We start from the raw sequence: 25,969 nt of genomic DNA, 5'->3' as shown, positions 1-25,969 counted from the left end.
TCGATGCTGACGCATCGCGCCTTGGAAATGCTCAGGCGCCGCAAGGAGTTGACCACTGCCCGATGAGTCAGGCTCGCCGGGCAGTGGCATGAGCGGTCAGGACGGCCGGGTGATGAACTTGACGGCGCAATAGGCGGAAAGGCCCCATGGCCCCAGCTCGCGGCCAATGCCGCTGCCCTTGAACCCGCCCCATGCGGTGTTGGGGAAGATGATCTGCGGCGTGTTGATCCAGACATGGCCGGCATCGATGCGCGCGGCAAAGGCTTGCGCCTCGTCCGCGTCCGGGCCGACGACAGTGGCCGCAAGGCCGTAGTCCGTGTCATTGGCAAGGGCCATGGCCTCATCGGGGGAGGAGGCGGTGGTGAGGGCCACGACCGGTCCGAAGATCTCCTCGCGCCAGACGGGGTGGCTCGCGGGCACATCGCGGAACACGGTCGGCTCGATGAAGAAACCGCCGTCGATGTCGGCCGCCTTGCCGCCATGCAGGCAGGTGAGCCCGGCGGCTGCGGCCTGCCGCAGATAGCCCTGCACCTTGCCGAACTGCGGCCGCGTGGTCAGCGGCCCCATGTCCGCCTCCGCCAGGCCCGGACCGCCGAGCCGCAGGGAGCGGACCTTGGCCAGCAGGGCCTCCTCGATGCTGGCGCTTGAGGCGGCGGGGAGGATGACGCGGGAGGTGGCCGAACACATCTGGCCGGCATTGAAGAAAATGCCCGCAGCGATGATGTCCGCTGCCGTTGCCGGATCGCTGCCTTCAAGCACCACCAGCGGCGACTTGCCGCCCAGCTCCAGCGAAACGGGCACAGTGCGTTCGGCAGCTGCGGCCATGACGCGGGCACCCGTTGCATTGGAGCCGGTGAAGGAAATCTTGCGGAACACCGGATTGGTGCAGAGCGCCCCGCCGATGGCCGCGCCGCCGGGCACGATGTTCAGCACACCCGCCGGAAGGCCGCAGGCGAGCGCGATGTCGCCATAGACGAGTTCGGCGAGGGTGGTGAATTCGGACGGCTTGAGCACGGCGGTGCAGCCTGCGGCCAGCGCAGGGGCGAGCTTCCACGCGGTGGTGACCATCGGGAAGTTCCAGGGCACGATCAGCGCCACCGGCCCCAGCGGCTCCAGGAAGCTGCGCCCGCCGAGCGCGGGATCGGCCAGCGCCAGCGGCCTGCCTTGTCCGGCATCCATCTCGCGGGCAAGGCCTGCGTAATAGTCGAAGGTGGCGGCGGCATCCTCCACGTCGATCTCCGCCTCGAAGCGGGGCTTGCCGCTGTTCAGCATCTGAAGCGCCACGAGGTCCGGCTTGCGGGCGCGCAGGCCTTCGGCGAAGGCGGCGAGATATTCCGCCCGCTCGGCGCCGCTGGTGCGCCGCCAGTGGGGGAAGGCAAGGCTCGCCGCCTCTGCCGCCGCCTGTGCCTGCGCCGGGGAGGCGGGCACGAATTCGGCAAAGACTTCTGCCGTGGACGGGCTGACGGCGGTCAGCGTTGCCCCCGCCGTGCCGGTGTGCCAGGCGCCATTGAGGAAAACGGTGCGGGAGCGGGTGAAATAGGCCGGTGCGGGACCGGTGAACGTGCTGCTGCTCATAGCGGGAAACCCATCTTGTGAACCAGATTGACCCATGCCTTCCGCCAGCCGCCCTTTTCGTCCACTTCGTCCAGGGCATACATGGTCAGCTTTGCGCCGATCCAGCGCAGCGGCTCCGGCGGAATGGGCCGGGGCAGGGTGCGGGCAAAGTCGAGGTCGAGGTCCGGCCCTTCGTGGCCGTCCAGAATGTCGAGGCCGATGCCCGCGCCGAAGCGCGTGGTGGTGACGCCGAAGCCCGAGTAGCCGCCCGCCCAGACGCCCTTGCCGCCATAATAGCGCTGGAAATGCACCGCAAGGCGCATGGACAGGTCGATCGGGCCGGACCAGGCATGGGTGAAACGCACGTCTTCCAGCTGCGGGAATGTCTTGAAGAAATAGCCCGCAAGCTGGTCATAGGTGCCGATGCGCCGGTCGGCCTCCGGGTCGGTCTGGTCATTGAAGTAATAGCCGACACGGCCGCCGAAGATGATGCGGTTGTCACGGGTGAGGCGCGTGTAGTTGAGCTGGGTGCGGGTGTCATAGACGCCCTGCCGGTGCTTCCAGCCGAGGCGCGACAGCTGCTCGTCCGTCAGAGGCTCCGTCGCCAGAACCCGGTCGCGGACCGCGACGATGCGGCGGCGGATATGCGGATGGCCGGCGGCCCAGGCATTGGTGGCAAACAGAACGCGCGGCGCCTTGATGCGCCCGTCATGGGTGAGGATGGTCAGCGTGCCGCCGTTGTCCTCCACGCCGGTCATGGGCGTGTGCTCGCAGATGCGCACGCCCAGCTCCAGCGCCACGCGGCGCAGACCCCAGGCCAGCTTGGCCGGATGCACCGTGCCGCTGCGCTCGCGCGACCACATGGCCCCCTGATAGAGCGGGGAATTCACCTCGGCCTGCGTTTCTTCCCGGTTCAGCTTGACCACCGTGTGGCCATGCGCGCTGGCAAGGGCATATTCCTCGTCGATCTCGGCCAGATGGCGCTTGTCGACGGCCACCGTCATCTCGCCGGTCCATTCCAGATCGGCATCGATGCCGTAGTCCTCGATGGTCTTGCGCCAGCCGTCGAGATTGTCCTTGCCCATGCGCTCCAGCGCGGCAAGGTCCTTCGGGAACACGCGGGCGGCGTTGATCAGCCCGTGCATGACGGAGGTGGAGACGATGCCGCCGGGGCGGCCCGATGCGCCGTGGGCAATCTTGCCCGCCTCGATCAGCACCACATCCCGCCCGCGATTGCGCTGCTTGGCCAGAATGGCGGTCCACAGACCGGTGAAGCCGCCGCCGACAATGGCCAGATCCGCATCCGTTGCGCCGATCAGGTGGCCGCAGGTTTCGGGCGCGGCGGGATTGTCGAGCCAGAAGGGGTAGATCGTGGCATCGGCCAGGGCCTTGCGGTTTCTTGTCATCTTGCGGGAGCCCCGAGAAGTTTTGGCAGGTCCGAGAACCGGGCAACGAGGGACAGGATCCCGACCGTCACCACAACGAAGAACACGGATGCCGCAGCGATCACCGGCGTATAGCCGTAACGCAGGGAGTTGAAAATTTTCATCGGCAGTGTTTCCAGAACCGCGCCGATGGTCATGTAGGAGATGATGTATTCGTTGAGCGAGATAACGAAGGCAAAGGCAAAGCCCGAGATGATGTAGGGCCGGACCAGCGGCAGCAGCACGGTCCTGAGGATCTTCCAGTCATCCGCGCCCATGGTGGCGGCGGCTTCCGGCAGGGCGCTGTCCAGCGAGGCAAAGCCGAGGGAAATCGACACCAGCGGCAGCGACACCAGGAAGACGCCGTGGCTGACCACCACCGTCCAGCTTTGGCCGTAGAGGCCGGTCTGGGTCCAGAAGGACAGGAAGCCGAGGGCCGAGATGACCGGCGGCAGCAGGAAGGGCAGCAGGCCCAGAGCGACAAACACCTTCACCCACCACAGCCGGTAGCGCCAGCTGAACCAGGCCAGCGGCAGGGCGATGGCAACCGAAACCGCTGCCGAGATCAGCGCGATGGTGAGGCTGTTGACCAAGGCGCCGAACCAGGCCGGGTCGAGGAAAAGCTCGCTGTACCAGCCCATGTTGAAGCCCTGCGGCGGGAAGGTCAGCGACCTCTTCTCGTTGACCGAGACCCCGAGCACCACGGCGAGCGGCGCCACCATGACGAGGCCCAGAAGGCAGAAGAAGAGGCGGCGGAACAGGACCTGGCTCATCAGCTGTTCTCCTTGCGTCCGAAGAGTGCGACAGCACCGGCAATCAGCAGCGTGACGAGCACGAGGAAGATGGCGAGCGCCGCGGCAAAGGGAATGTTCGACTGCAGCAGCGCCTGATCGGAGATGGCCACGGACAGCGTCCAGTTGGCCGGGCGGCCGAGGATCTGCGGCATCAGGTAGGAGCCGAGCGTGAAGACGAAGATCATCAGGAACGTGGTCAGCAGCAGGTTGCGCTGCATCGGCACGATCACCGTGAAGAAGGTGCGCAGCGGCGAGGTGCCGAGCGTGCGGGCCGCTTCCTCGATATGCGGGTCCACCCGGGCAAGGATCGGGTAGAGCAGCAGCACCGCATAGGGAAAGGCGATGTAGACGACACCCGCGATCAGGGCGCCGAGCCCCGGCGTGTAGGATTCCGGCTTGGCCAGAAGCCCCAGCGCCACGAAGAGGTTGGAAATGCCGGCCGTGCGCGACAGCAGGGTGGACCAGGCAAAGCCGATGATCGATTCCGACAGGGACAGGACCGACAGCAGGAAGATCAGCCACAGCACCTGCGTCTTGCGCGGCGCATTTGCCAGAAGCCAGGCGAAGGGAAAGGCGATCACCAGCGCGATGGCCGCCACAATGGCCGCAAGGCTGAAGGAGGATATCAGCAGCCGGGCAAAGAAGGCGCTGAGCAGCCGCTCGTAATTGGCGAGTGTGAAGACCGCCTCATAGGTGCCGCCGCCGAGGTTCTTGTAGAAGGAGATCAGAACCATGGAGCCGAAGGGCAGCACGAACAGCAGCACGAGCACGAGGCCCGGCGCGGCGGCGGGAAGATAGCCCAGGGGACTTGCGGGTTTGGCGGTGCTCATCATCTTACCCCAGGATCACACAGGCCGCAGGCGGGATATGCAGGTGCAGCGGATCCCCGACGGAAAGCTGCGGCATGTGCTTCAGCGGCGGGCTGACGGTGAGGTCGGAGGCAAGGCCCGGCACGCTGACGCTGATCTCCACCGAAGCGCCCAGATGGCGTACGAAGCTGACCGTGCCGGGCAGCGTGTTGGGCGCTCCCGCATCCCGCAGGTCGATCTCCTCCGGGCGGATGGAGAAGGTGAAGGTGCCGCTGGCCGGAGCCCCGCTGATGTGGAGGGGCGTGCCCGCCACCACTGCCTGACCTGCCCCTTGCGCCTCGCCCTGAAGGAGATTGGTGACGCCGATGAAGTCGGCGACGAAGGCATTGACCGGCGCCTTGTAGATCTCCACCGGCGGGGCAACCTGCTGGATGACGCCGCCGGACATGAGCACCACCTGATCGGCCGTGGTCAGCGCCTCGCGCTGGTCATGGGTGACGAGGAATGTGGTGATGCCCAGTTCCCGCTGCAGGCGCTTCAGCTCCACCTGCATGGCCTCGCGCAGCTTGGCATCGAGGGCGGACATGGGCTCGTCCAGCAGGAAGAGCCGGGGCTTGAGGGCAAGCGCACGGGCGATGGCGATGCGCTGGCGCTGGCCGCCGGAGAGCTGCGAAATGGCGCGCCCGGCAACGCCCGGAAGATGCACCAGATCCAGCAGCCGCTCGACCTCCGCATCACACTGCGCGCGGGAGGCGCCCCGCAGCTTCAGCGGATAGGCGATGTTTTCGCCAACCGTGAGATGGGGGAACAGGGCGAGGGACTGGAACACCATGCCGAAGTCGCGCTTGTGGGCGGGCATGGCGGTGATGTTCTGGCCACCCAGCCCGATCGTGCCGCTGTCCGGCGTCTCCAGCCCGGCGAGAATGCGCAAGAGCGTGGACTTGCCGCAGCCCGAGGGCCCCAGCAGGCAGACAAACTGCCCCTGGTCCACATCGAGGCTGACGTCCCGCAGGGCGTAGGCGGAGCCGTAGGTCTTGCTGATGTTTCGGATCGTTAAACCCGGCATGTACATTCTCCTGTTCATGCCCGGATCAGGCGCACCGGGCATGTCATCGCGAGGAAGGGCGGGGCGGGGAAGCGCAGCGCTCAACCGGGCAGACGGCCAATCAACTGGCCTGCGCGCAGGAGGCCGGGGAGGCCGCAACGGGTGAAATGCGCCGCAAGGGCGTCTGGTCTGCTGGTCATCTGTCTGTTCCCGCCGTGCTTTTACACGTTTGTCCTGTCACGCTGGCGGAAGCGGCGGCGGGGGAACATCAGAAAAGAACGGGCATCACTTCGGACAATCCCGAAGTACTAAATCTGCTTTCCTGCCTAGCCTTCTGGCCAGTGTTTTCAAGGAGCAGGCTGGAATGGTCGATCAGGATAAGCTCGCAGCGCTCAGGTCCAAATACGCAAATGCCGCCGGTGGCGACATCTTCAATCCGCGTTTCCGCGAAGTCGCGCAGGCGCAGTTCACCGGCTCCGACACGCGCAAGTGGCCCTTCGCCGGCGTGCCGACCTTTCTGGATGCGCCCTATGTGGAAGAAGCGCTGGATGCGGCGGGGCAGGCTCTCCTGGATGTGGCCCTCATCGGCGTGCCGATGGATCTGGGCGTCACCAACCGCAACGGCAGCCGCTTCGGCCCGAGGGCGCTGCGGACGATCGAGCGCATCGGCCCCTACGACCATGTGATGGATGTGACGCCCTTCTCGAATGCGCGCATTGCCGACATTGGCGACGTGCCGATGCGCAGCCGCTATGATCTGGCCGCCTGCCATGCCGACATCGAGGCCTTTTACCGCAAGCTGGTTCAGGCCGGAGTGCGCCCACTCAGCGTCGGCGGCGATCATTCGATTTCGGCCTCGATCCTCAAGGCCGTTGGCGCGGACCAGCCGGTGGGCATGATCCATATCGACGCCCATTGCGACACGGCCGGACCCTACGAGGGCGCCAAGTTCCAGCATGGCGGGCCGTTCCGGCTGGCGGTACTGGACGGCGTGCTCGATCCGGCCCGCACGATCCAGATCGGCATCCGCGGCGGCGCGGAATATCTCTGGGAGTTCTCGCAGGAAAGCGGCATGACCGTGATCCACGCCGAAGACGTGCCCCGGCGGGGCATGGAGGCCATCATCGCGCAGGCGCGGGCCGTGGTGGGGGACGGCCCGGTCTATGTGTCCTTCGACATCGACAGCATCGATCCCGGCTTTGCGCCGGGCACCGGCACGCCGGAAGTGGGCGGCTTGCAGCCGCGTGAGGTGATGGAACTGCTGCGCGGGCTGAAGGGCCTCAATGTGGTGGGGGCGGATGTGGTGGAAGTGGCGCCGCAGTATGACGCGACCACGAACACCGCACAGATTGCGGCGCAGATCCTGTTCCTGGAACTGTGCCTGATGACCGAAGCCCTGCGCGCCGCCCGCTGACGGGGCCCGCGGGCAGGGTACAACCCTGCGGTTTCTCCATCGCGGTCTCCGGCCCGCGCGGCAATGTCTACACCGGAGGCAATAAGGAGGCAGGCACTCTCCTTTTGCCGCAGCGCCCCTCTCCCCCTGGTGGGCTACTGTATGCATTCATCGTGCAGAAAGACGTTTCAGGGCTTTGGCACGGGGGTTCAGCCGTAGTTTCAACGGCACGGCCTATCTGCTCCCCTCCCCCTTGAGGGGAGGGGTGAGGGGTGGGGGTAGCAGACTGAAAACACGGGGTATTTTCATTGCGGGAGCGCTGTGCCGAGACGAGTGCCAGTCAAGCTGCGCTCCGGCGTGAAGACCCCCACCCCTACCCCCTCCCCTCAAGGGGGAGGGGAAACGAGAGGCCTCAGACAAAGAGGCAAGACTCTGAAACTGTTCGCCTTTCTGGCATCAAGGCAATGTTTGCAGCGTCTTGTTATACGATGTGTGAATCCGGTAGCCACGAGGGGGAGGGGGGCTGAAACGCCGTGCCGGAATGACCAGAACGCAGGCTTTCCTCAAACCATAACCGGGGAGCCTCACTGGAAGTCCGTTGTAAACCCTGCCCCCTCGTGGGGAGGGGGCGGAGGCGTCCTGCCATCATGCTGGTGCATTCTTCCTCTTGCGTCCATTGCAAACACTGCCGGCCCTTGCCGGAGGCCATGCAGATCAATGGCTTGCGGCGTTGTGAAGCGGGGCTTTCAGGCAGGCTGGGCCGTCCCGATCCGGGAGCCATCGGCCCCGAAGAGATGCAGCGGAGCGTTTTGCCAGAGGAGCGTGATGACGTCTCCTGCCGCGAAACGGTGCTGACCGGGTACGATCGCCAGAAGCTTCTGTCCCAGGGCCTCGGCATGGATGACGGTTTCCGACCCGAGCGCCTCGACCATGCGAACGCTTGCTGCAAGGCCGGATGCCGTGCCGCCAGCTGCAACCTCGATATGCTGCGGCCGGATGCCGAGCGACACGGTTTCCCCGGCCTTGAGAGCGGTCCTTGCCAGCGGGATGGCGATCATCGTGCCGTCTGCGGCCCTGACCGTCAGGCCATCCGGCGTGCTGCCCGCCACCTCCGCCTCGATGAAGTTCATATGCGGCGCGCCGATGAAGCCCGCCACGAACCGGTTCGCCGGCTGATTGTAGAGATCGAGCGGTGTGCCGACCTGTTCGATGCGCCCGGCGCGCATCACGACGATGCGGTTGGCGAGCGTCATCGCCTCCACCTGGTCATGGGTGACGTAGATCATCGTGGACTTCAGCCGGGCATGGAGCGCCGCGATTTCCGCACGGGTGGAGACACGCAGTTCCGCATCGAGGTTGGACAGCGGTTCGTCGAGGAGGAAGGCGGTTGGGCGGCGCACGATGGCCCGGCCGATCGCCACGCGCTGGCGCTGGCCGCCGGAGAGCTGGCCGGGGCGGCGGTCCATGTAATTGTCGATTTCCAGCATGCGCGCGGCCTCTGCGATGCGGGTCGCGATCTCCGGCTTCGGCATGCCGGAATTCTCCAGCCCGAAGGCGAGGTTCTGGCGCACCGTCATGTGCGGATAGAGCGCATAGGACTGGAAGACCATGGCCAGTCCGCGGTCGGCGGCCGACACCTCGTTGACCCGCGTGCCGTTGATCTTGAGATCGCCACCGGTCACCTTTTCCAGGCCCGCGATGACGCGCAGCAGCGTGGACTTGCCGCAGCCGGAGGGGCCGACGAAGACGACGAATTCGCCTTCTTCTATGGCAAGGTTGATGTCGTGCAGCACATGCACCGCGCCGTAGGACTTCTGGATGTTGGAAAGTGTGATGCTACCCATGGGTCTATCCTATTTCAGCCCGGAGCCGGCAATGCCGCTGGTGATGAAGCGCTGGAGGAAGATGAAGACCAGCACGACCGGGATCATGGTGACGACCGTCATTGCCAGAATGTAGTGCCACTGCACGTTCAGCTCGCCGGAATAGATCGAGAGGCCGACCTGCAGCGTGTAGAGTTCCCGCCGTGAGAGCACGATGAGAGGCCAGAGAAAATCGTTCCAGCGCCAGACGACGGAGAAGATGGCAAGCACGGCGAGCGCCGGCGCCGTCAGCGGCAGCATGATGCGCCAGTAGATCTGCCATTCGGACGCCTTGTCCATGCGTGCCGCATCGATCAACTCGTCCGGGATCGTCAGCATGTACTGGCGCAGGATGAAGACGCCGGTCGGTGTCGCCACCGTCGGCAGGATCACGCCCCACAGGCTGTTGAACAGGCCGACCGAGGAGATGATCGAATAGAGCGGCACCAGAATGACCGAGAGCGGCACCATCAGCGTTGCAAGGATCACCAGCATCGCCGTATTGCGGCCCTTGAACTCGTATTTCGACAGGGCGAAGGCTGCCATGGAGTTGACGATCAGCGTGATCAGCGTTGCCATCACCGTCACGAAGACCGAGTTCCACAGATACCGGAAGAAATCGAACTGCATGAAAGGTTGGGTGTAGTTCTCCGTGGCAAAGGAGACTTCGCGCACCGGCTCGCGGTCGCCGATATTGACCTTGATGATTTCGCCCGGCGCCTGCGGATCGACCATCTGGCTGACGATGCCGACACGCCGGACTTCCGCCAGCACCCGCGCCGAGCCGTCGGGAAGCTTTGCGTTGAACAGCGGCAGCGGTTTATCGTAACCCTCCACCTGCACCTGCCGGGTGACATAGGGCAGGAGGCTCGGCGGAAACTCGGCAAGCGCTGCGGGTGTCTTGAAGGAGGAGAGGGTCAGCCAGACGGCAGGGCCGAACATCACGAGCAGGCCGCCGATCAGCCAGATCCAGGTGGCAATGTCCGTCCAGTGCCAGCCCTTGCCGCCCTTGCGGCGCGTGAGGAAGGCGATTGCGGTGCTCATCAGCGTTTCCCCTTGTTCTCGTTCTTGCGGGCGGCACCCAGCTGGATCAGCGTGAGCACCACCAGCACCAGACCCATCAGGATGGAGGCGGCTGCGGCAAGACCGGCATTGCGGGGCAGCGAGACGAAGCCGGTTTCGTAGATGTATTGCGTGATGAACAGCGTGCTGGTGCCGGGGCCGCCGCCGGTCAGGACGAAGACCTCGTCGAACACCTGCACGGCCTTGATGAGAGCGAGCACGATCACCACCAGCAGGTTCGGCATCAGCAGCGGCAGGGTGATGCGCCGGAAGACGCGCGCGGGTTTGGTGCCGTCCATCTCGGCGGCCTCGTAGAGATCCTTCGGGATCGCCTGCAGGCCGGCAAGCAGGATCAGCGTGTAGAAACCCATATGCGCCCAGATGGAAACGCCGACGACAGCGCCAAAGGCAAAGGTGCGGTCCGAAAGCCAGGTGTATGGCTCGAAGCCGAAGGGGTAGAGCATCGAGTTCAGCAGGCCTTGCCGCTGCAGGATCCACCGCCAGATCAGGCCGACGACGACGGGCGACAGCAGGACCGGAAAGAAGAAGACGGCACGCCAGAAGGAGCGGCCGATCAGTTCACGGTTGAGGATCAGCGCCGTGATCAGCGAGGCGAGGATCATCAGGCTGACCTGCAGCACGACGAACCAGAACGTGTTGCCGGCGGCAGTCCAGAAGGCGTCCTCCTGGCAGGACATCGGATCGAGATAGTTCGTGCAGTTGAAGATCTGCCTGTACTGGCCGGCGCCGACGAAGGTGCGTTCATCAAGGAACAGCGCCGTCCCGCCGGTGAGCGAGTAGACAAGGTTGATGACCAGCGGCAAAAGCACGAAAAGGCCGAAGATCAGCATGTTCGGGGCGATGAAGAAGACCGCCATGCCGCCGGTGCCGGTCTTTTTCTGCAGATAGCGGAGCGGCCGGTCGGCAAGCCCCATCAGCAGATGCACGGGCTGAAGCATCATAGAAAGCCAGTCGGTTGTCTGCGGCGGGGCCGGCCGCTTGGATGGGGGTGGTGGCTGCGCCATGGCGGCATTTCCTCATGCATCAGGCGCCGCGCGGCCAGGCGCGGCCAGACGCGGGCAGGGGCCGCCCACCCCTTTTGAACAGGGGCAGGCGGGTGCTTCACGGTCGGGTTTGACTCAGAGGCCGGAGGCTTTCACCTTTTCGGCGACATCGCTGTCGATGCGCGCGAAGGCATCCTCCGCCGTCATTTCACCGGCCACCGCCTGCGCGATGCGGGTGACGACTGCGCCGTACATCGTGTCCGACCAGCGCCAGCCGGGCATCTTCAACGCCAGGTCAGAGGTGGTCTTCGTGGCGTTGACGAAGGTGTTCAATGCGTCCTTGACCAGCTGGCTGTCCGAATTGAAGTTGACGCCTTCGGCGATGACGCCCTGGTGCGCCGGCAGGAACAGCGTGCGCTCGGAGAACTCCTTCACGATGTCCTTGCGGGCCAGGTAATCCATCACCTGGGCGACTTCCTGCGGATTCTTGGTGTATTTCACCGCCACGAGCGCCGCGCCGCCCGGAAGCCCGGTGCAGGCGGCGGGGCCGCAGGGGCTGCCGGTCGCCACCCAGTCGAAATTGTCGCCGATCTTGTTGGCGAAGTTCGGCACCTGCCAGGAGCCGGCATAGTAGAAGGCGACCTGGCCGTTGATGAAGTCGTCGGCGCCGGCGCGGTACGACTGGCCGGCGGCTGACACCCAGATGTCCTTCGACATGGTGCCGTCTTTCGACCAGTCGATGAACTTGCCGAGATAGGCCTTGGCACCTTCGTCCAGCGGCTGCGGCTTGCCATCGGCGCCGATGTAGTTGGCACCATAGGATATGGCCGGCCCGGTGATGCGGTGGCCGGAACGGTCCATCGCCATCGGGTAGGGGATCTGCTGGCTGGCTGCGACCTTCCTTGCAGCGTCCGCCCAGTCATCCCAGGTGGCTTCCGGGCCCGGCAGCGGCACGCCCGCCTGCTCGAACAGCGTCTTGTTGGCAAAACCGCCGGTCAGCGTCAGCTGCGTCATGAAGCCGGAGATCTGGTCCGATCCGTCCGGGCGCATCCAGTCGGCATTGGCGCCGAAGTTTTCGTCCCAATACTTGGCGTCGGCCACCAGCGGACGAAGGTCGAGCCAGTGCTTGGAAAGATCCTTGATCGAGGTGACGCGGGCGATATCGGGGCCGTTGCCGGCTTCCAGCTGCACCGGCAGCTGTTCCTTGATGACGCTGTAGGCGACATTGTCCACGATGACGTTGATGCCCGGGTTTTCCTTCATGAACCGGTTGATCAGGTCCTGGAACACTTCCCCTTCGATGCCGTCCGAATACCACATGATGCGCACATCGCCAGCATGGGCGGTGGTTGCCATCAGCGCCAGGGCCGATGCAGCAAGAAGTGATTTCAATGCCATGCTCTTTCCTCCTCCTTGTGGGGCAGATCCTCCATCCACCCCGGTTGCTCAAAGCATGATGGCCTCACCCTTCACGGTATAGTCTTCACGGCGCAGGGTGCGGCCTTCCGCATTCACCGATCCATCGGCCAGGAACCTGACGGGACCATAGTCCGGATCGTTGACGCTAATTGTTCCATCCTCCGACATCTCTGCCTTCAAGCCAGCATAACGCGCCTCCGCTGCCGCGAGATCACCGGTTTCCGCCAGCCGCACGATCCAGCGTGTCTTGCGCCCCGCAAGCCTCAGTTCCGTGCCGGCTGACGGTCCCTCCCCGACCGGCAGAAGCTCGCCACTGCCGATCAGAACCGCGACGCCCTTGCCGCTGCGGGCCAAGGCCCGGTTTGCAGACACACGGCTTTCCTCGAATTCTGCACGCGGGAACCAGGCGTGTGAAAATTCCGGCTGGTCCTCGTGCACGTCGAAGCCGGCGATCGCCAGCCCGCGATACTGTTGCACTCTCGGCACCGTGCCACAACCGCCCCAGTAGGACGGGCGCCCGTAACCGAGCTGGATGACCTCGCCCGGATGGTTGATCCAGATCGCCGCTTCCGGCTTTTCGCCGATGCGCAGGTGCAGGACCGTCTCCTGATAGCCCCAGTCCTTCCAGCGGTAATGCACGGCGGAGCCCATGGCATAATGCTCACCCTTGTAGTGGTAGAGCGCGGCAAACCCGTCCTGGCCCTGGGCAAAACGCCATTCCTGGTGGGAAGGCCCGCGGTGGCTGGCAACCGCCAGCAGTTCGCCGGGCACCTCGAGGCCGTGGTCGCGCAGGCAGACGGCGAGCTGCGGCAGGGCATGGACGCGGCGCCCGTACCAGCCCTTGCCCCAGAGCAGGCGCGTCACCCCCGAGAGTTCCAGCGAGCGGCCGGCACACAGCGTGTGTTCGTAGGAGCGCCCCTGCGCCGCCGTCATCATGCCATGATGGGCGGAGCGGGCGATGATCTCGCAGAGCCGGATGATGCCGGCCCTGGCCCGCGCGGCGATATCCTCGTCCGGGGCGAGAGCTGCGAGTGCTGTCAGGCCCTTCAGATCGATCGGGAAATAGGGGGCGGAGTTGAACTCTGCCATTTCCCAGTGCTCGAAGTGATCGAGCCAGGCGCGAACCCGCGCGGCACCGGTCTGTGACTGCTCGGCGCCCTTGCGGCCGGAGCGGACGAAGGCCGCCCCGGGCAGGAGATGGCCGGCGAGATAGCTGGCGGTATGGAACAGCAGGGCGTGGTTTTCGGAAAAATACCACTGCACGTCATTGCCCGGCTCATCCATCCAGTAGCGGAAGTTGAGGATGGCACGGTCGATGCGGTCGCGGGTCTTGCTGTTGATATCGTTGCCCCACACGGTGCGCGACCAGATGAGCGGCACCAGCGAGAAATCGGCGCAGTCGTGGCAGTCCTCGATCGAGGGCAGGATCTCCTCGATCATCGCGTCCGTATCGGCACCGGCCCGGCCGCTCGCGAGGCGGGCAAAGGCGCACACGGTATCACGCTCGGAATGGCAGGAGACCGTATCCAGCGTTTCGCGGATCCGGCCGGCAAGGGTGGCGGGCGCCGGACCCTGACGCTCCGCATGGCAGATTTCGACGCCGAGCGGACGTGCGGCCACGAAGCTGCCGGCATCGAGCGCAATGCGGAAATGGCGGAAATCGGCGGGTACCTGTTCGGCGGGACCCAGATTGAGGCGGGTGGCACCGGCCTCCAGCTTGAAATCAAGGTCGAAGCGTTCGCGGGAGATAAAATCGCCCTCGATGGTGACATTGACGCCGGCGGCCACCGGCAGCGGCTTGGCGAAGAGCAGCGTGATATCGCCGGAGAAATATGCGGGGCGGTCGAGATGCATGCCCTCCAGGGCAGCCTCGATGCTTTCGGCCACGGAGCCTTCGACCGGCACCGGCATCGCGACCTGGGCGGCCGGTCCCGCCAGATAGTCGAACTGGAAGAAATAGCGGGCGTCGCGCTCTGCCAGGTCGTCGAAGAACAGCGTCACCTCGTTGAGCCCGGCCTTCAGCGGCAGCTCGAACTCCTGCCGCGTTTCGAGATTGCGGCCATAGGGCGCCATCCAGCCGGTTTCCTGGCCGTTGAGGAACAGGACCGCGCCGCCGCAGGTGCCGAGCCGGATCCTGGCCGGGCCTGCTTCGGGCACCTCGATGAGGGTGCGGGCCCAGGTGGCGAGCCGTGTCGGGCGGAACCAGAAACCGGAGAGATCGACGCGCGGCGAACCGAAGGGCAGCCACCAGCGGACGGGCTGAAATGCACCGCGGACATCCGGGCGTTTGCCGCGATAGGTTTCAGCAAAGATCGTCCGGCAGGGGTATTCGTGCGGAATGAAGTTCTTGTGCTTGGTGAGGAAAAAGAAGGGGTCCATCTCACCCTGCATCGGCTGGTCAGGCGTGTCGAAACGCTCTTCCATCACCGGCCCCAGCTGCCAGTAGCGCACCGGCTCACCGGCGCTGAGGGGCTTTCGCATGTAGGTCTGTTCAGCCGTCATTTCAGATCCGCCACGGCCACCGGGGTTACATCGTTGTATTCCTGGTTTTCGCCGGTCATGCCCCAGACGAAGGCGTAAGGGCCGGTGCCGGCTCCCATGTGGATCGACCAGGCCGGTGAAAGCACCGCATCGTCATTGGCAACGATCAGGTTGCGTGTCTGGTCCGGCCGTCCCATCAGATGGATGACACGGTCTTCCGCGCCCATACCGAAGTAGCAATAGGCCTCCATCCGCCGCTCATGCAGATGCGGCGGCATGGTGTTCCAGACACTGCCTTCGGCGAGATCGGTAATGCCCATCAGCAGCAGGCATGAGGGCGCCACCTGCGGGTGGATGTACATGCGCAGCTTGCGCTTGTTGGAGCGTTTCTCCTCGCCGAGTTCCAGAAGCTTCGATTCCGCCCGCGTGATCAGGCGATGCGGATGATCTGCGCCCGCGGGGACCGAATTCATGTAGAAGCGCGCCGGTTGTTCCGGATCGGCGGACCGGACCTCGAGCGCCTGCGCGCCGCGCCCCACATAGAGGACGTCGCGATTGCCGAGATCAAAGGTCTCACCATCGACCGTCACGGAGCCTGCGCCGCCGAGATTGGCAATGCCCATCTCGCGCGCGGACAGGAGGCAGGGTGTGCCGATATCCTCGCCGGACCCGAAGCCGAGCGGCGACGTGACTGGCACGGCACCGCCGAGGATCAGGCGGTCGACGTGGGTGTAGACGAAGTTGACCTGGCCCTCGCGGAACAGATCCTCGATCAGGAAGGCCTGACGCAGGCGGTCCGTATCGTAGGTCTTGATGTCATCGGGGGAGGCCCCGTAGAGAACGCGCATGCTCATGCGGCCTTCTCCTCAGCATCCACGTGGCTCAGCGCCTCCGACAGGCAGAGGATCGACAGCGCCTGGCCATAGCCGGTCGGCTGGATGGGGATGTCCTTGTAGAACTGCAGGTCGTGGCCCATGCGCGTGCCGTAGGAGACGTTCTGCACCGTGCCGCTCGCATCGATATTGTCCACCACGAACCCGACGGCTCTCAGTCCGGCTTCGCGCCAGGCCGGCGTGCCGAGGCCGAGACGATAGCCTTTCAGCAGGCCGTAGCCGATGCCGGCGGTCGCCGATGTTTCTTCGTAGGAGGCCGGGTCGTCGAGCAGCGTGCGCCAGGCGCCGCTTTCCGTCTGCAGCGGCAGAAGCGCATTGACCTGCGCCGTCAGCACGCCCAGCAGGAAATCCTTGACCGGGCGCGGCAGGTCCGCAAGGTCGAAGAGGTCGAGAATGCCGGCGGTGATCCAGGCATTGCCGCGGGCCCAGCGGGCGCGGGCGAAATTGTGCCGGCCCCGGAAGGTCCAGCCGTGGAACCACAGACCGGTTTCCACGTCGGACAGGTAGCGGGTGTGGACGAGGAATTGGCGTGCCGCCTCGTCCACCAGTTCCTGCCGGCCGCTTGCCTGACCGTAGGAGGCCAGGAACAGCGCGACCATGTAGAGGGTATCGTCCCAGAGTTCGCCGTCATTCACCTTGTCGGAGACGTGGTGCTCGAAGGCGCCTTCCTCCGTGCGGCCCATCTCCGCGATCACCCGGTCCGCCCAGGCATCGAGTGGCGCTTTCCAGCGGGCGTCCTGCGTTTCGCGCCAGAGAACAGAGAGACCGAGCATCGGCGCGGTGGTGTTGACGTTCAGCGGCGGCAGGCCTGCGGCGAGCCGCGTCTCGTACCAGCCCTCGATCAGCGCCTTGAGATCGTCCCGGCCAGTGAACTGCCAGAGCCGGATCAGACCGTAGAGGCCGACACCCTGCGGCCATTCCCAGCTGTCGAAGGAAATGTAGTCCCCGGCGGTACCATCGAGATTGGGCTCGTGAAAACGGCCGTCGTGTTTCAAGCCGGTCATGCCGGCCACCAGCCGGTCAAGATTGGTGAGAATGGTTGCGCCATTCAGAGCCATGAAGTCCTCCCGCCTTCCGCCTCTCCCAAGGCGGTCATGTCTTGAGGCCCAAGCAGAACACTGAGAAAAAAGATTGCGCAAGCTGAAAATTTTTTGCAGTTTGCGCGAGGGAGATTGCCATGAACCTCAAGCCTCTGCCGGGAAAACGGGCCAAAAAGAACCGGCGCATCACGCTGGAAGATGTGGCGGGCGCCTGCGGCGTGTCGCTCAGCACAGCCTCGCGTGCGCTGGCCGGGGAGAAGGGTGTCCGGCCGGATATCCGGGAGAAGGTGCTCGCCGCGGCCAAGCAGGTGAACTATGCCGTTCCTGCCGCTCTTGCCGGGCGGAAGGTCATCCTGGCGGCCTCCAGTGCGGCGATGATCGATTACGTCCGCAACCAGTTCACGCTCTATGTGCTGGAAGGACTGAAGGAACGCGCTTCGGCTCTCGGCCTTGAGATCGTCACGCGAGCCGTGACAGACCGGGCGGACGAGAAGCAGCTGCTGCAAGACGCGCGCGAAGATCCGGAGACCGCCGGCCTGCTGTTCCTCACGGTCGATGACGAGGCCATGCTGGCGGCCACGCGCGATTTCCCGAAACCCGTCGTGCTGCTGAATGGCCATGATCCGCTGATGCGGCTCTCCAGCGTCACGCCCTGCAACCGGTCCGCGGCGCGGCTCGCCACCGATCATCTCATCCAGCTTGGCCACAGGCGCATCCTGTTTCTCATGCGGCCGGGGCGGCGCACGATCGAGCACCGCAAGGAAGGCTGGCAGGATGCGCTGCGGCTGAAGGGGCTCGATCATTCGGAACGGATGGTCGTGACGGTGGACGACTGGCTGCCGGAATTGGCGGCGCAGGCCATCGGGCAGAGGCTGGCTGAGAATGGACAGGACTTTACCGCCGTTGTGACGGCTGGCGACAGTCTTGCCGCCGGTGCCATCATGGCGATGCAGAAGGCGGGGTTCTCGGTGCCCGCAGATATCTCGGTGGTCGGCATGGACGACCTGCCGCAGGCGGCTTTCATCAACCCGCCGCTCACCACCATGCACCTGCCGATGCGCGAAATCGGGGCCGCGGCCCTTGACCTCCTGAGCGACAGTATCGCAGGCCGGATCAATCCCGTCCGGCGGATCGAACTCGCCTGCCATCTCGTGGAGCGGGCCTCCACCTGTCCCCCACCGGCTGCCACCTAGACCATATGGCCCGCCTTGTTGGCAACCTCGCAAGACTTCTGAAAAAGCGGTGGTTCAAGTAACGGCAGGCAGGCAATCTCTGCCAGCCCAGGCTATTTGAGCTTAGATGCCGCCGAGGGTTTCAAGCGATACTTTTCCGGCCTATTGCAAAATGTGTGAGACAAGATAATGAATAGGTGGATCTTGTTTCCGGGATTTTCTATTTTGTCTTGTCTTGGTGAATAAAGCCAGAGGGAAACTGCGCACCAGAACAAACAGACAGAAAGTGCCTGGATTTTATCTGCGGGTATCAGCTTGGAGGGGGGCTGCATGCTGCTGGAACGATCTGCCACGCCACAGGTGTGTCCACCTGCCGTTCTGACGGCGGATGATCCGGTTCAATTTGCCCAGCTTACGCCTGGGTGGCCAGCGGAATATGTCCAGCTCTCGCCCGGGCGGCTGTCCGCTTCGGTTCAGGTGCTGAACCTCAGCCATGTCCAGCTTCTGCGCGAAACCGTGGACAAGTCGCTGCTGAAACGGGGGCTGGCCTCCTGCCGTTCGCCGCTGGTTTTCGCCTTTCCCCTTGCCGCCGAAGGCATCGCCAAGGCGGGCGGGCGCGACATTCCGGCCATGGCCGGGATGCTGGCGGACGGGAGCGGCCACCCGGATGTGGTGACGTCAGGCTATGTGGATCTCGCCTGCCTTGCCTTTGACGAGGAATGGTTCGGCCAGGCCTGCCTGCTGGCGGGCGGCGGGGAACTGGCCGAGGCGCTGTCCCGCCACAAGACCCTGTTCATCGCGCCCGAAAAGCTGACCGGGGTGCGGGCGATGTTCGGGGCGGTCATGGGCTTGGGTCACGCGCTGCCCGGTGCGGCCTGCATCCGCGCCGGGGAGGATCTTCTCCTCTCCGTTCTCGACCTTGTCACCCTCTCCGGATTTCAGCCCGGACCGGCCAGCCGGGCGCATGTGCAGGTCACCGATGCGGCGCTGGAGCTGGTGCTGGACGGCGGGCTTGAAGCCTGCTCGGTGCTGGAACTGTGCCAGCGCCTCGGGGTCAGCCGCCGCTACATGCAGCTTTGCTTCACGAAGGTCTACGGCAAGAGCGCCGTGCAGGTGCTGAAGTCGGTGCGCCTTGGGAAGGTGCGCGAGGCGCTGGTGGCCGCCCGGAAAGAGGTCCGGCGTGAGACCATCGGCGATATCGCCGCCCGCTGGGGCTTCTGGCACTGGAGCCACTTCAGCCGGGACTACAAGGCCCAGTTTGGCGAATTGCCCTCCGAAACGCTGGGGAATTCCGGCATCACTTCCGGAAATACTGCGGTTTTTGACGAGGACGGCAACGGGAGTGCCGATCTCGGATAACGGCGTTCAGCCCACTGTGTCTAGGTTTTCCTACTTAACCGGAAAAACACAGTGGGGAACAATGAAGGTTAAAGATATCGCAGGAAAGACGGTTCTGGCGGGTGCAGCTCTGCTGGCCGTTCTGTCCGGGGCTCAGGATGCATCGGCGGTGGAAGGTGGAGCCACCATTACGCCCTTCGGCCTGTTCGACTTCGGCGCGGGCATGTCGCCGCCGCCGACACCTTACGGCGCTTTTGGCCTGCAGGTGATGCATTACACGGCCAACAAGGGCAATGACGTTTTCGGCAAGGACAATGGTGTTGACCTGCAGCTGGACGTCACCTCCGTCACCCTGTCCTACATCAAGATGACCGAATTCAAGCTGCTGGGCGCCGCCTATGGCTTCGGTGTCGCAGTGCCGCTCATGAACCTGAACGGCTCCTTCGATGTGGGGCAGAAGATTGCGGACAAGGATTTCAACATTGGCGATGCCGGGTTCATCCCGCTGATCCTGCAGTGGGATCTGACGAAGAACTGGTATGTGAACACCGCCTTCCAGATTCAGGCGCCGACCGGCCACTATGACGTGAACAATCCGTTCTCGGCCGGTGTCAATCACTGGACTTTCGCACCCACTGCCGGTGTGACCTACCTGTCGGACAGCGGCTGGGAAGTCTCCTCGCGCATCGAGATTTCCTTCAACACGGTCAACCGGGCCACCAATTACACCAGCGGCATCGAGTACAAGCAGGAATTCGCCGTGGGCAAGTCGCTGGGGGCCTGGACGATTGGCGCCGGCGGCTATGCCTATCAGCAGCTGACCGATGACAAGGGGCAGGGCATCGTCAAGGGCAACCGCAGCCGCGCCTTTGCCGCAGGCCCTGCCATCGCCTGGTTCGAGCCGGGGCTCCCGGCGGTCAACTTCCATGCCTACAAGGAGTTCGGCACGCGGAACCGGCCGGAAGGCTACAACCTGTCCTTCCGCATTTCGCACGCCTTCTGAGGCAGGATGGCGGCAAGCTGGAAAAACAGAGACCCCGCCGCAGGCCTGAGAGCCTGCGGCGGGGTTTTGTGTCAGCCGAGCTGGGCGGTCAGCGGGTCGTAGGCATAGACCCAGGCCGGGTCCTCCGGCTCCTTCAGCCAGGTGTTGGCGTTGGAGATGGTCTGCACCTTGGTGGCGCGGTCACGGCGGGTGGCTTCGTAAAGGGCGAAGGCCTCGCGGTAGCCGCTGGTGCCGGTTTCCTCAAGGCACCGGGTCAGCACGGCGGCATCCTCGATGGCCATGCAGGCGCCCTGCGCCATGTGGGGGCGCATCGGGTGGCAGGCATCGCCCAGCATGACGAGGCGGCCACGGCTCCACAGGTTCAGCGGATCACGGTTCCAGAACGGCCACTTGGTCACGGTCTCCGTGGCATCGATCAGCGCCTGCACCACCGGGTGGGAGCCGCCGAAGATGGCTTCCATCTCCTCGCGCGAACTGTCGACGAAGCTCGTCTCATGCTCCCAGCCATCCACGGGAACGCCGGTGACATAGTAATATTCGCTGCCATCGCCCTTGGTGGCATAGGCCATGATGTGGCGCGAGGCCTCCCACCACCACTTGACGCAGGCCTCGAACTGAAGGCCCGAGGCGCGCAGCTTGTCCATGTTGACCAGCGCCCGGTGCCCGACCCAGCCGGAGAAGCGCGGCTTTTCCGGCCCGAGCAGCATTTCGCGGATCATGGAGTTGATGCCATCGGCACCCACCACCAGACCGGCGGCAATCTTGCGGCCGTTCTCGAAGGTCAGCAGAACGTCGCTGCCGCGCTCCTCGATGGCAATCAGCTTGTGGCCGAAATGCACCCGGTCCTGCGGCAGGGCATCAATCTGCACGGCGTGCATGTCGCCCCGGTGGATGGTGATATAGGACGCGCCATATTCGCGGCGGCCATAATCGCCCAGCGGAATGCGGGAGAGATAGTCACCCGTGTTGCCATCGCGGGAGAACCAGAAATCGGGATGCGAGCCGATGGACTCCAGCGTCTTCTCGATGCCGATGCGGCGGAAGATTTTCATCACGTTGGGGCCGATGTGGATGCCCGCACCCAGCCGGGTGAAGACCGGGGCCTGCTCGAACGTGTGCACGGAAAACCCGGCCCCGGCCAGCAGCGCCGCCGCTGCCGCCCCGCCGAGCCCTGCACCGATGACGGCGATTTCTACCCTTTCAATTGCGTCTGTCATGGCTCTGTCCTCTCTCTGTCAGATATTTGTTTGTATACTAACAATATGGGTATGCGTTGACCTTGGTCCCGTGTGTTTGGGGGTCAGGATTGGTTACAGGGCCTTGTGGCCAAGTCAGGCTCCAACTCCTCTCCCCCCTTGAGGGGGAGATGCCCCCGGCAGGGGGCAGAGGGGGGTATGCAGCCTCTCGAAAGACCCGAAAGCCTGTACCGTGCCGGGGCGCTGCCACCCCCCTCTGTCAGCTTGCGCTGACATCTCCCCCTCAAGGGGGGAGAGGGGCGCTGCGGCCATTGGAAACGCTTCCCTCTCATCGTCAGTGCATGGCCTCTCGTTTCCCCTCCCCCTTGAGGGGAGGGGTTAGGGGTGGGGGTCTTCACGCCGAGGCGTTGGATGACTTGCACTCTGGTCTGCATAGCGAACCTGCAATGAAAGTTCCCCGTGTTTTCAGCCCGTTACCCCCACCCCCTACCCCTCCCCTCAAGGGGGAGGGGGGCGGAGAGTCCATTGGAATCTCTCCCCTCTCACCATGGCGGCAGGTCCGGGGCGAAGCGGTGGCGGAGGTAGGTGGCGAGGGCCTCGCGGTTGCTGGCGGTCAGCTCGCCGTGGAAGGAGGGCATGTCGCGCAAGGCAAGGCCATCGGGGGCGCGCACGCCTTCGTCCAGAACCGAGTAGAGCGCGTCCGGCTTTGGCGCGCGCAGGGCGGCTGAGCGGCTGAGGGGTGAGAGCGCCGCTGTGACGGTTCCGGAAATGGCGGGCTCATGGCAGACGGCGCAGGCGCTGTCATAGATGCGGCTGCCCGGTCCGGGTGCGGGAGAAGCTTCCGTTACGGGACTCATCGCCGCCTCCGGGTCGCCTTCACCCAGAGAGGCGAGATAGGTGGCCATGGCGCGGATGTCGCTGTCCGGCAGGGCGGTGAGGCTGGCGGTCACCTCGGCCATGGGGCCGGAGGCGGTGGCCGCTTCCGAATGGCCGGTCCGCAGGTAGGCAAAGAGCGTGTCCTCGTCCCAGCCTCTGGCGGTGGCCTCTGCCCCGGCGAGCGCGGGTGCGTACCAGCCCTTGATCATGGCGCCCGTCAGCTCCGGCATCTCGGCCCCGGCGGCATTGCGCGGCGCGTGGCAGGCGGAGCAATGGCCGGCGGCTTCCACCAGATACTTGCCCCGGTTCCACACCTCGCCTTTCGCTGGCTCGGGCATGAAGGGCCTGGCATCGTGATAGAGCAGGTTCCACACGGACAGTGCCGGGCGCAGGTTGGCCGGGGCGATCATCTGCGCCTGCGGCGTTACCTGACTGACGGGCGCAAGCGTCTGCAGGAAGGCGTAGAGCGCCAGCATGTCCTCGCCCGACATCTTCGCAAAAGAGGTGTAGGGGAAGGCCGGATAGAGATTGTGCCCGTCGCGGCTGATGCCCCGGCGCATGGCCCGGTCGAAGGCCTCGAAGCTCCAGCGGCCAAAGCCGGTTTCTGCGTCCGGCGTCAGGTTGGTGCTGTAGATGGTGCCAAAGGGCGTGACCACGGGCCGCCCGCCCGCATTGGCGATGCCGCCTTCCGCCGTGTGGCAGCTGGCGCAGTTGCCAAGGGCAAAGACCTGCCGTCCGCGCTCCAGCGTTTCCGCCGAGAAGGACGCGGGAGCGGAAGGAGCCACCGGGGCAATGGGCCGGTTGAGCGGCAGGGCCACCGCGCCGAAGGTGAGCGCGCCGCCCAGCACCGTGCCAAGGCCCAGCAGCTTGCGGCGCAGGCTGTGGTTCTTCTTGCCCGGTGCAGAAGCAGGGGCGGGCAGGGCAGCGTCAAAGCCATGGGCGGCGAGGGCGCTGCGCATCTTTTCCGGCGTGAAGGGCACCTCGCGCATGCGCACGCCCGTGGCATCGAAAATGGCATTGGCGATGGCCGCAGCGCTCGGCACGGCGGCGCTTTCGCCCACACCCAGCGGCGGGTCTTCCGGCCGGGCGATCAGCATGGTGCTGATGTCCGGCACGGCGGGGAAGGTCTGGATCGGATAGGCCGCCCAGCTTTGCGGCGTTGGGGAAATCTCATCGAAGGTGACTTCTTCCAGCATCACGCGGCTGGCGGTCTGCACCGCGTTGCCGTGGATCTGCTGGCGCACCCCGTCCGGGTTGATGACAAGGCCCTGATCCTGCCCGATGAAGATGCGCGTCAGGGTGACTTCGCCCGTTTGCGTGTCCACCGCCACATCCACCACCCAGGCGGCGGAGGCGGCGGCAACGCCGGGGAAGGTGCCATGCACATAGGTGGCAAAGGCAAAGCCCTGCCCATAGGCCATGCGCCCCTCGCGCCGCAGGCGCGGGCCGCTGCGGGCGGACCAGCCGGCCTCTGCCGCCGTGCGCCGCACCAGATCGGCCTGCCGGGGATCATCGAGATGCCGCAGGCGGAAATCGACCGGATCTTCCCCCGCCTCGAAAGCCATTTCGTCGATGAAGCTTTCATGGGCGAAGGTGTTCGGCAGGGCCGAGACGCCGCGCATCCAGGCGGCGCGCACCATGGGCGCCATGTCATGTACGGTGATGCGCTTGTGCGGCACCCGGTAGGGCGGAATGATGGTGCGGTCGCCCATGTCCGAGGGGCGCGGCTCCGGGCTGACGCGCCCGGTCAGCAGCAGCGCCAGATTGGGCCCGCGGTTGGACGGATACCAGGTGTCGATGGCATAGGCATGCAGGCTGCCCGCCTTCATCCCGCCGTGCACTTCCATCAGCTGCGCCGCGCCCTTGGGTTCCCACAGGTGCTCCTGCGCCCTCGTCAGCTGCACGCGCACCGGCTGGCCGATGGCGCGGGAGAGCAGCAGCGCATCGCCGCACACATCATCGGCGCAGTTGCGGCCATAGCAGCCGGCCGCCTGATAGCGGCGGATCTCGATGGTCTCCGGCGGCAGATCCACCAGCACCGCCAGATCGCCGCGCAGCATGTGCGGGTTCTGCGTGCCGGACCAGACGATGGGCTGCCCCTCCGCCCAGTCGGCAATGGCGCAGGAGGGGCCGATGGAGCCGTGCTCGTGATAGGGCCAGATGTAAGTGCGCTCTCGCGCCACATCGCACTCGCCAATGCCACGGGCGAAGTTGCCGGTCTGGTCCAGCGGGCGGGGCGTCGAGGGATGGTCCTTCAGCGTCTGGCGCAGGCTGGCCATGTCCGGCAGCTCCGGCGGCATGCGCCAGTGCACGGGCAGGGCCTGAGCGATGGCCTCCGCCTGATCGGCGCGCTGCGCCACCACCGCCAGAAAATCCGCCTGCCGCACGACGGCGATGAAGCCCGGCATGCCCCGCACGGCGGCTTCGTCAAAGCTGATCAGGCTGTGGCCGATGAAACTGCCGCTGTCGCGCCCGGCATAGGGCGGGCGGATGACATGGCCATGCACCATGCCGGGCACGTCCACATCGTGGATATAGGGATGCTGGCCGCGCAGCTTCTCCGGCAGGTCGCGCCGCCCGGTCTTCTGGCCGACGATGCGGTATTCCGCCGGGGCCTTGACCGGGACGGTACGGTCCAGCGGCAGATCGAGGCTCAGGCCCTCCAGCAGCTGGGCATAGGTGAGGGCCTTGTCCTGCCAGTGGGCGCGGCCGGCCTCAAGCTGCAGTTCCTCCGCCGGGGCGTTGAAGCGGCGGGCGGCCTCGGCAGCCAGCACCGCGCGGGCCTGCGCGGCGGCAAGGCGCAGCGGGATGGCGGCCACCTGAATGGTTTCGGAGGCAATCGTCGGCCCCTGATCCGGCGTCAGCGCCGTGTCGCCCAGCACCATGCGCACGGAGCCGAGCGGCAGATCCAGCTCTTCGGCCACGATCTGCGCCAGCGCCGTTTCAATGCCGGTGCCAAGGTCCACATGGCCGTTGAAGCCGGTGGCGCTGCCGTCTGCCGCAAGATGCAGATAGACGGCGCGGCCATTGGGCCGGTCCTCGTGGATGGTAAGGGCAGGGGTGCGCGGGCTCATGACGCCTCTCCCCGCAGGAGTTCGGCGGCGCGCTCAACGGAGGCGATGATTTCCAGATGGGTGCCGCAGCGGCACAGGTTATGGCGCAGGGCGGCGCGGATTTCCTCGCGTGAGGGGGAAGGATTGTCTGCCAGCAGCGCGGTGGCGGTCATCACCATGCCATTGAGGCAATAGCCGCACTGTGCGCCCTCACAGTCCAGAAAGCCCTGCTGCACGGGGGACAGCGCGCCGGTATCCGTATCGGCGAGGCCTTCCAGCGTGGTGATCTGACAATCTGCGGCGCGGGAGGCGCGCAGCACGCAGGACCGGGCTGGCCTGCCGTCCACCAGCACGGTACAAGCCCCGCACTGGGCCATGCCGCAGCCATATTTCGCCCCCGTCAGCTTCAGCTCGCTGCGCAGGATGTCGAGAAGCGTGCGGTCTTCCGGATGCGGCAGCACATGGCGTGCCCCGTTCACGGTCAGGCAGAACGTGTCGGTCATGGTACCCTCTGGATCGCTCTCTCGGGGGAGCGTTGCCATGAGTTGAGC

Annotated in this window: 19 protein-coding genes; 4 read left to right on the top strand and 15 right to left on the bottom strand. The window is 65.3% G+C overall.

Going from position 1 to position 25,969, the window contains the following annotated elements; all coding sequences use genetic code 11:
- Positions 1 to 96: 96 nt before the first annotated feature.
- Genes ACVNHC_RS19670 through ACVNHC_RS19650 form a run of 5 tightly spaced genes read right to left on the bottom strand, consistent with a single transcriptional unit; the run spans position 97 to position 5,647 of the window.
- Entirely contained in the window at positions 97 to 1,575 is a 1,479-nt protein-coding gene (locus ACVNHC_RS19670) for an aldehyde dehydrogenase family protein (protein ID WP_457168922.1), read from the bottom strand.
- Positions 1,572 to 2,960, bottom strand: coding sequence for an NAD(P)/FAD-dependent oxidoreductase (locus tag ACVNHC_RS19665; protein ID WP_457168920.1), 1,389 nt, complete (start codon positions 2,958 to 2,960; stop codon positions 1,572 to 1,574). The genes ACVNHC_RS19670 and ACVNHC_RS19665 overlap by 4 nt, the downstream gene beginning before the upstream one ends.
- Positions 2,957 to 3,751, bottom strand: a complete 795-nt coding sequence (locus ACVNHC_RS19660; RefSeq protein ID WP_123195856.1) for an ABC transporter permease — start codon at positions 3,749 to 3,751, stop codon at positions 2,957 to 2,959. Before ACVNHC_RS19660 ends, ACVNHC_RS19665 begins: the two co-directional genes overlap by 4 nt.
- Positions 3,751 to 4,602, bottom strand: coding sequence for an ABC transporter permease (locus tag ACVNHC_RS19655; protein ID WP_050475348.1), 852 nt, complete (start codon positions 4,600 to 4,602; stop codon positions 3,751 to 3,753). The genes ACVNHC_RS19660 and ACVNHC_RS19655 overlap by 1 nt, the downstream gene beginning before the upstream one ends.
- 4 nt (positions 4,603 to 4,606) lie before the next feature.
- Positions 4,607 to 5,647: an ABC transporter ATP-binding protein gene (locus ACVNHC_RS19650; protein WP_123195965.1), complete on the bottom strand. Its 1,041-nt coding sequence runs from the start codon at positions 5,645 to 5,647 to the stop codon at positions 4,607 to 4,609.
- Positions 5,648 to 5,990: 343 nt separating this feature from the next.
- On the opposite strand from ACVNHC_RS19650, the gene speB reads away from it, so the two are divergent.
- A complete protein-coding gene (speB, locus tag ACVNHC_RS19645; protein ID WP_457168917.1) occupies positions 5,991 to 7,040 on the top strand; it encodes an agmatinase in 1,050 nt (349 codons plus the stop codon).
- A gap of 725 nt (positions 7,041 to 7,765) precedes the next feature.
- On the opposite strand, the gene ACVNHC_RS19640 is transcribed toward speB, so the two are convergent.
- The 7 genes from ACVNHC_RS19640 to bglB all read right to left on the bottom strand — a co-directional run bounded on the left by ACVNHC_RS19640 (position 7,766) and on the right by bglB (position 16,798).
- Positions 7,766 to 8,863, bottom strand: a complete 1,098-nt coding sequence (locus ACVNHC_RS19640) for an ABC transporter ATP-binding protein (protein ID WP_058901067.1) — start codon at positions 8,861 to 8,863, stop codon at positions 7,766 to 7,768.
- A gap of 9 nt (positions 8,864 to 8,872) precedes the next feature.
- Positions 8,873 to 9,925 (bottom strand): carbohydrate ABC transporter permease, encoded by a 1,053-nt coding sequence (locus tag ACVNHC_RS19635; RefSeq protein ID WP_457168915.1) that lies wholly within the window; start codon positions 9,923 to 9,925, stop codon positions 8,873 to 8,875.
- Positions 9,925 to 10,905 carry a carbohydrate ABC transporter permease gene (locus ACVNHC_RS19630; RefSeq protein WP_050475350.1) on the bottom strand — a complete coding sequence of 327 codons (981 nt, stop codon included), beginning with the start codon at positions 10,903 to 10,905 and terminating at the stop codon, positions 9,925 to 9,927. Before ACVNHC_RS19630 ends, ACVNHC_RS19635 begins: the two co-directional genes overlap by 1 nt.
- Before the next feature lie 177 nt (positions 10,906 to 11,082).
- Entirely contained in the window at positions 11,083 to 12,345 is a 1,263-nt protein-coding gene (locus tag ACVNHC_RS19625; protein WP_457168913.1) for an ABC transporter substrate-binding protein, read from the bottom strand.
- Positions 12,346 to 12,393: 48 nt separating this feature from the next.
- Positions 12,394 to 14,868, bottom strand: a complete 2,475-nt coding sequence (locus ACVNHC_RS19620) for a hypothetical protein (protein ID WP_457168911.1) — start codon at positions 14,866 to 14,868, stop codon at positions 12,394 to 12,396.
- Entirely contained in the window at positions 14,865 to 15,701 is an 837-nt protein-coding gene (gene kduI, locus ACVNHC_RS19615) for a 5-dehydro-4-deoxy-D-glucuronate isomerase (RefSeq protein WP_457168909.1), read from the bottom strand. The genes ACVNHC_RS19620 and kduI overlap by 4 nt, the downstream gene beginning before the upstream one ends.
- A complete protein-coding gene (gene bglB / locus ACVNHC_RS19610; RefSeq protein ID WP_374631203.1) occupies positions 15,698 to 16,798 on the bottom strand; it encodes a beta-galactosidase BglB in 1,101 nt (366 codons plus the stop codon). Before bglB ends, kduI begins: the two co-directional genes overlap by 4 nt.
- Positions 16,799 to 16,917: 119 nt before the next feature.
- Between bglB and ACVNHC_RS19605 the strand changes: the two genes are divergently transcribed.
- The 3 genes from ACVNHC_RS19605 to ACVNHC_RS19595 all read left to right on the top strand — a co-directional run bounded on the left by ACVNHC_RS19605 (position 16,918) and on the right by ACVNHC_RS19595 (position 20,293).
- On the top strand, positions 16,918 to 17,973 hold the full coding sequence (locus ACVNHC_RS19605; protein WP_457168907.1) for a LacI family DNA-binding transcriptional regulator: 1,056 nt from the start codon (positions 16,918 to 16,920) through the stop codon (positions 17,971 to 17,973).
- A 309-nt stretch (positions 17,974 to 18,282) separates the two neighbouring features.
- Entirely contained in the window at positions 18,283 to 19,311 is a 1,029-nt protein-coding gene (locus ACVNHC_RS19600) for a helix-turn-helix domain-containing protein (RefSeq protein WP_457168905.1), read from the top strand.
- A gap of 61 nt (positions 19,312 to 19,372) precedes the next feature.
- Complete coding sequence (locus tag ACVNHC_RS19595; protein ID WP_457168903.1) at positions 19,373 to 20,293, top strand: SphA family protein; 921 nt, start codon at positions 19,373 to 19,375, stop codon at positions 20,291 to 20,293.
- Positions 20,294 to 20,364: 71 nt separating this feature from the next.
- Here ACVNHC_RS19595 and ACVNHC_RS19590 read toward each other — a convergent pair whose 3' ends face one another.
- The 3 genes from ACVNHC_RS19590 to ACVNHC_RS19580 form a co-directional block, all read right to left on the bottom strand.
- Positions 20,365 to 21,510 (bottom strand): FAD-dependent monooxygenase, encoded by a 1,146-nt coding sequence (locus ACVNHC_RS19590; RefSeq protein ID WP_457168901.1) that lies wholly within the window; start codon positions 21,508 to 21,510, stop codon positions 20,365 to 20,367.
- Positions 21,511 to 22,031: 521 nt separating this feature from the next.
- Positions 22,032 to 25,439: a molybdopterin cofactor-binding domain-containing protein gene (locus ACVNHC_RS19585; protein ID WP_457168899.1), complete on the bottom strand. Its 3,408-nt coding sequence runs from the start codon at positions 25,437 to 25,439 to the stop codon at positions 22,032 to 22,034.
- Positions 25,436 to 25,921, bottom strand: a complete 486-nt coding sequence (locus ACVNHC_RS19580) for a (2Fe-2S)-binding protein (RefSeq protein WP_457168897.1) — start codon at positions 25,919 to 25,921, stop codon at positions 25,436 to 25,438. Before ACVNHC_RS19580 ends, ACVNHC_RS19585 begins: the two co-directional genes overlap by 4 nt.
- Positions 25,922 to 25,969: the final 48 nt, after the last annotated feature.

It is taken from the genome of Pannonibacter sp. Q-1 (assembly GCF_054073275.1).
Note: the sequence above shows the minus strand (reverse complement) of the source record. Positions and strands in the feature narration are given on the sequence as shown.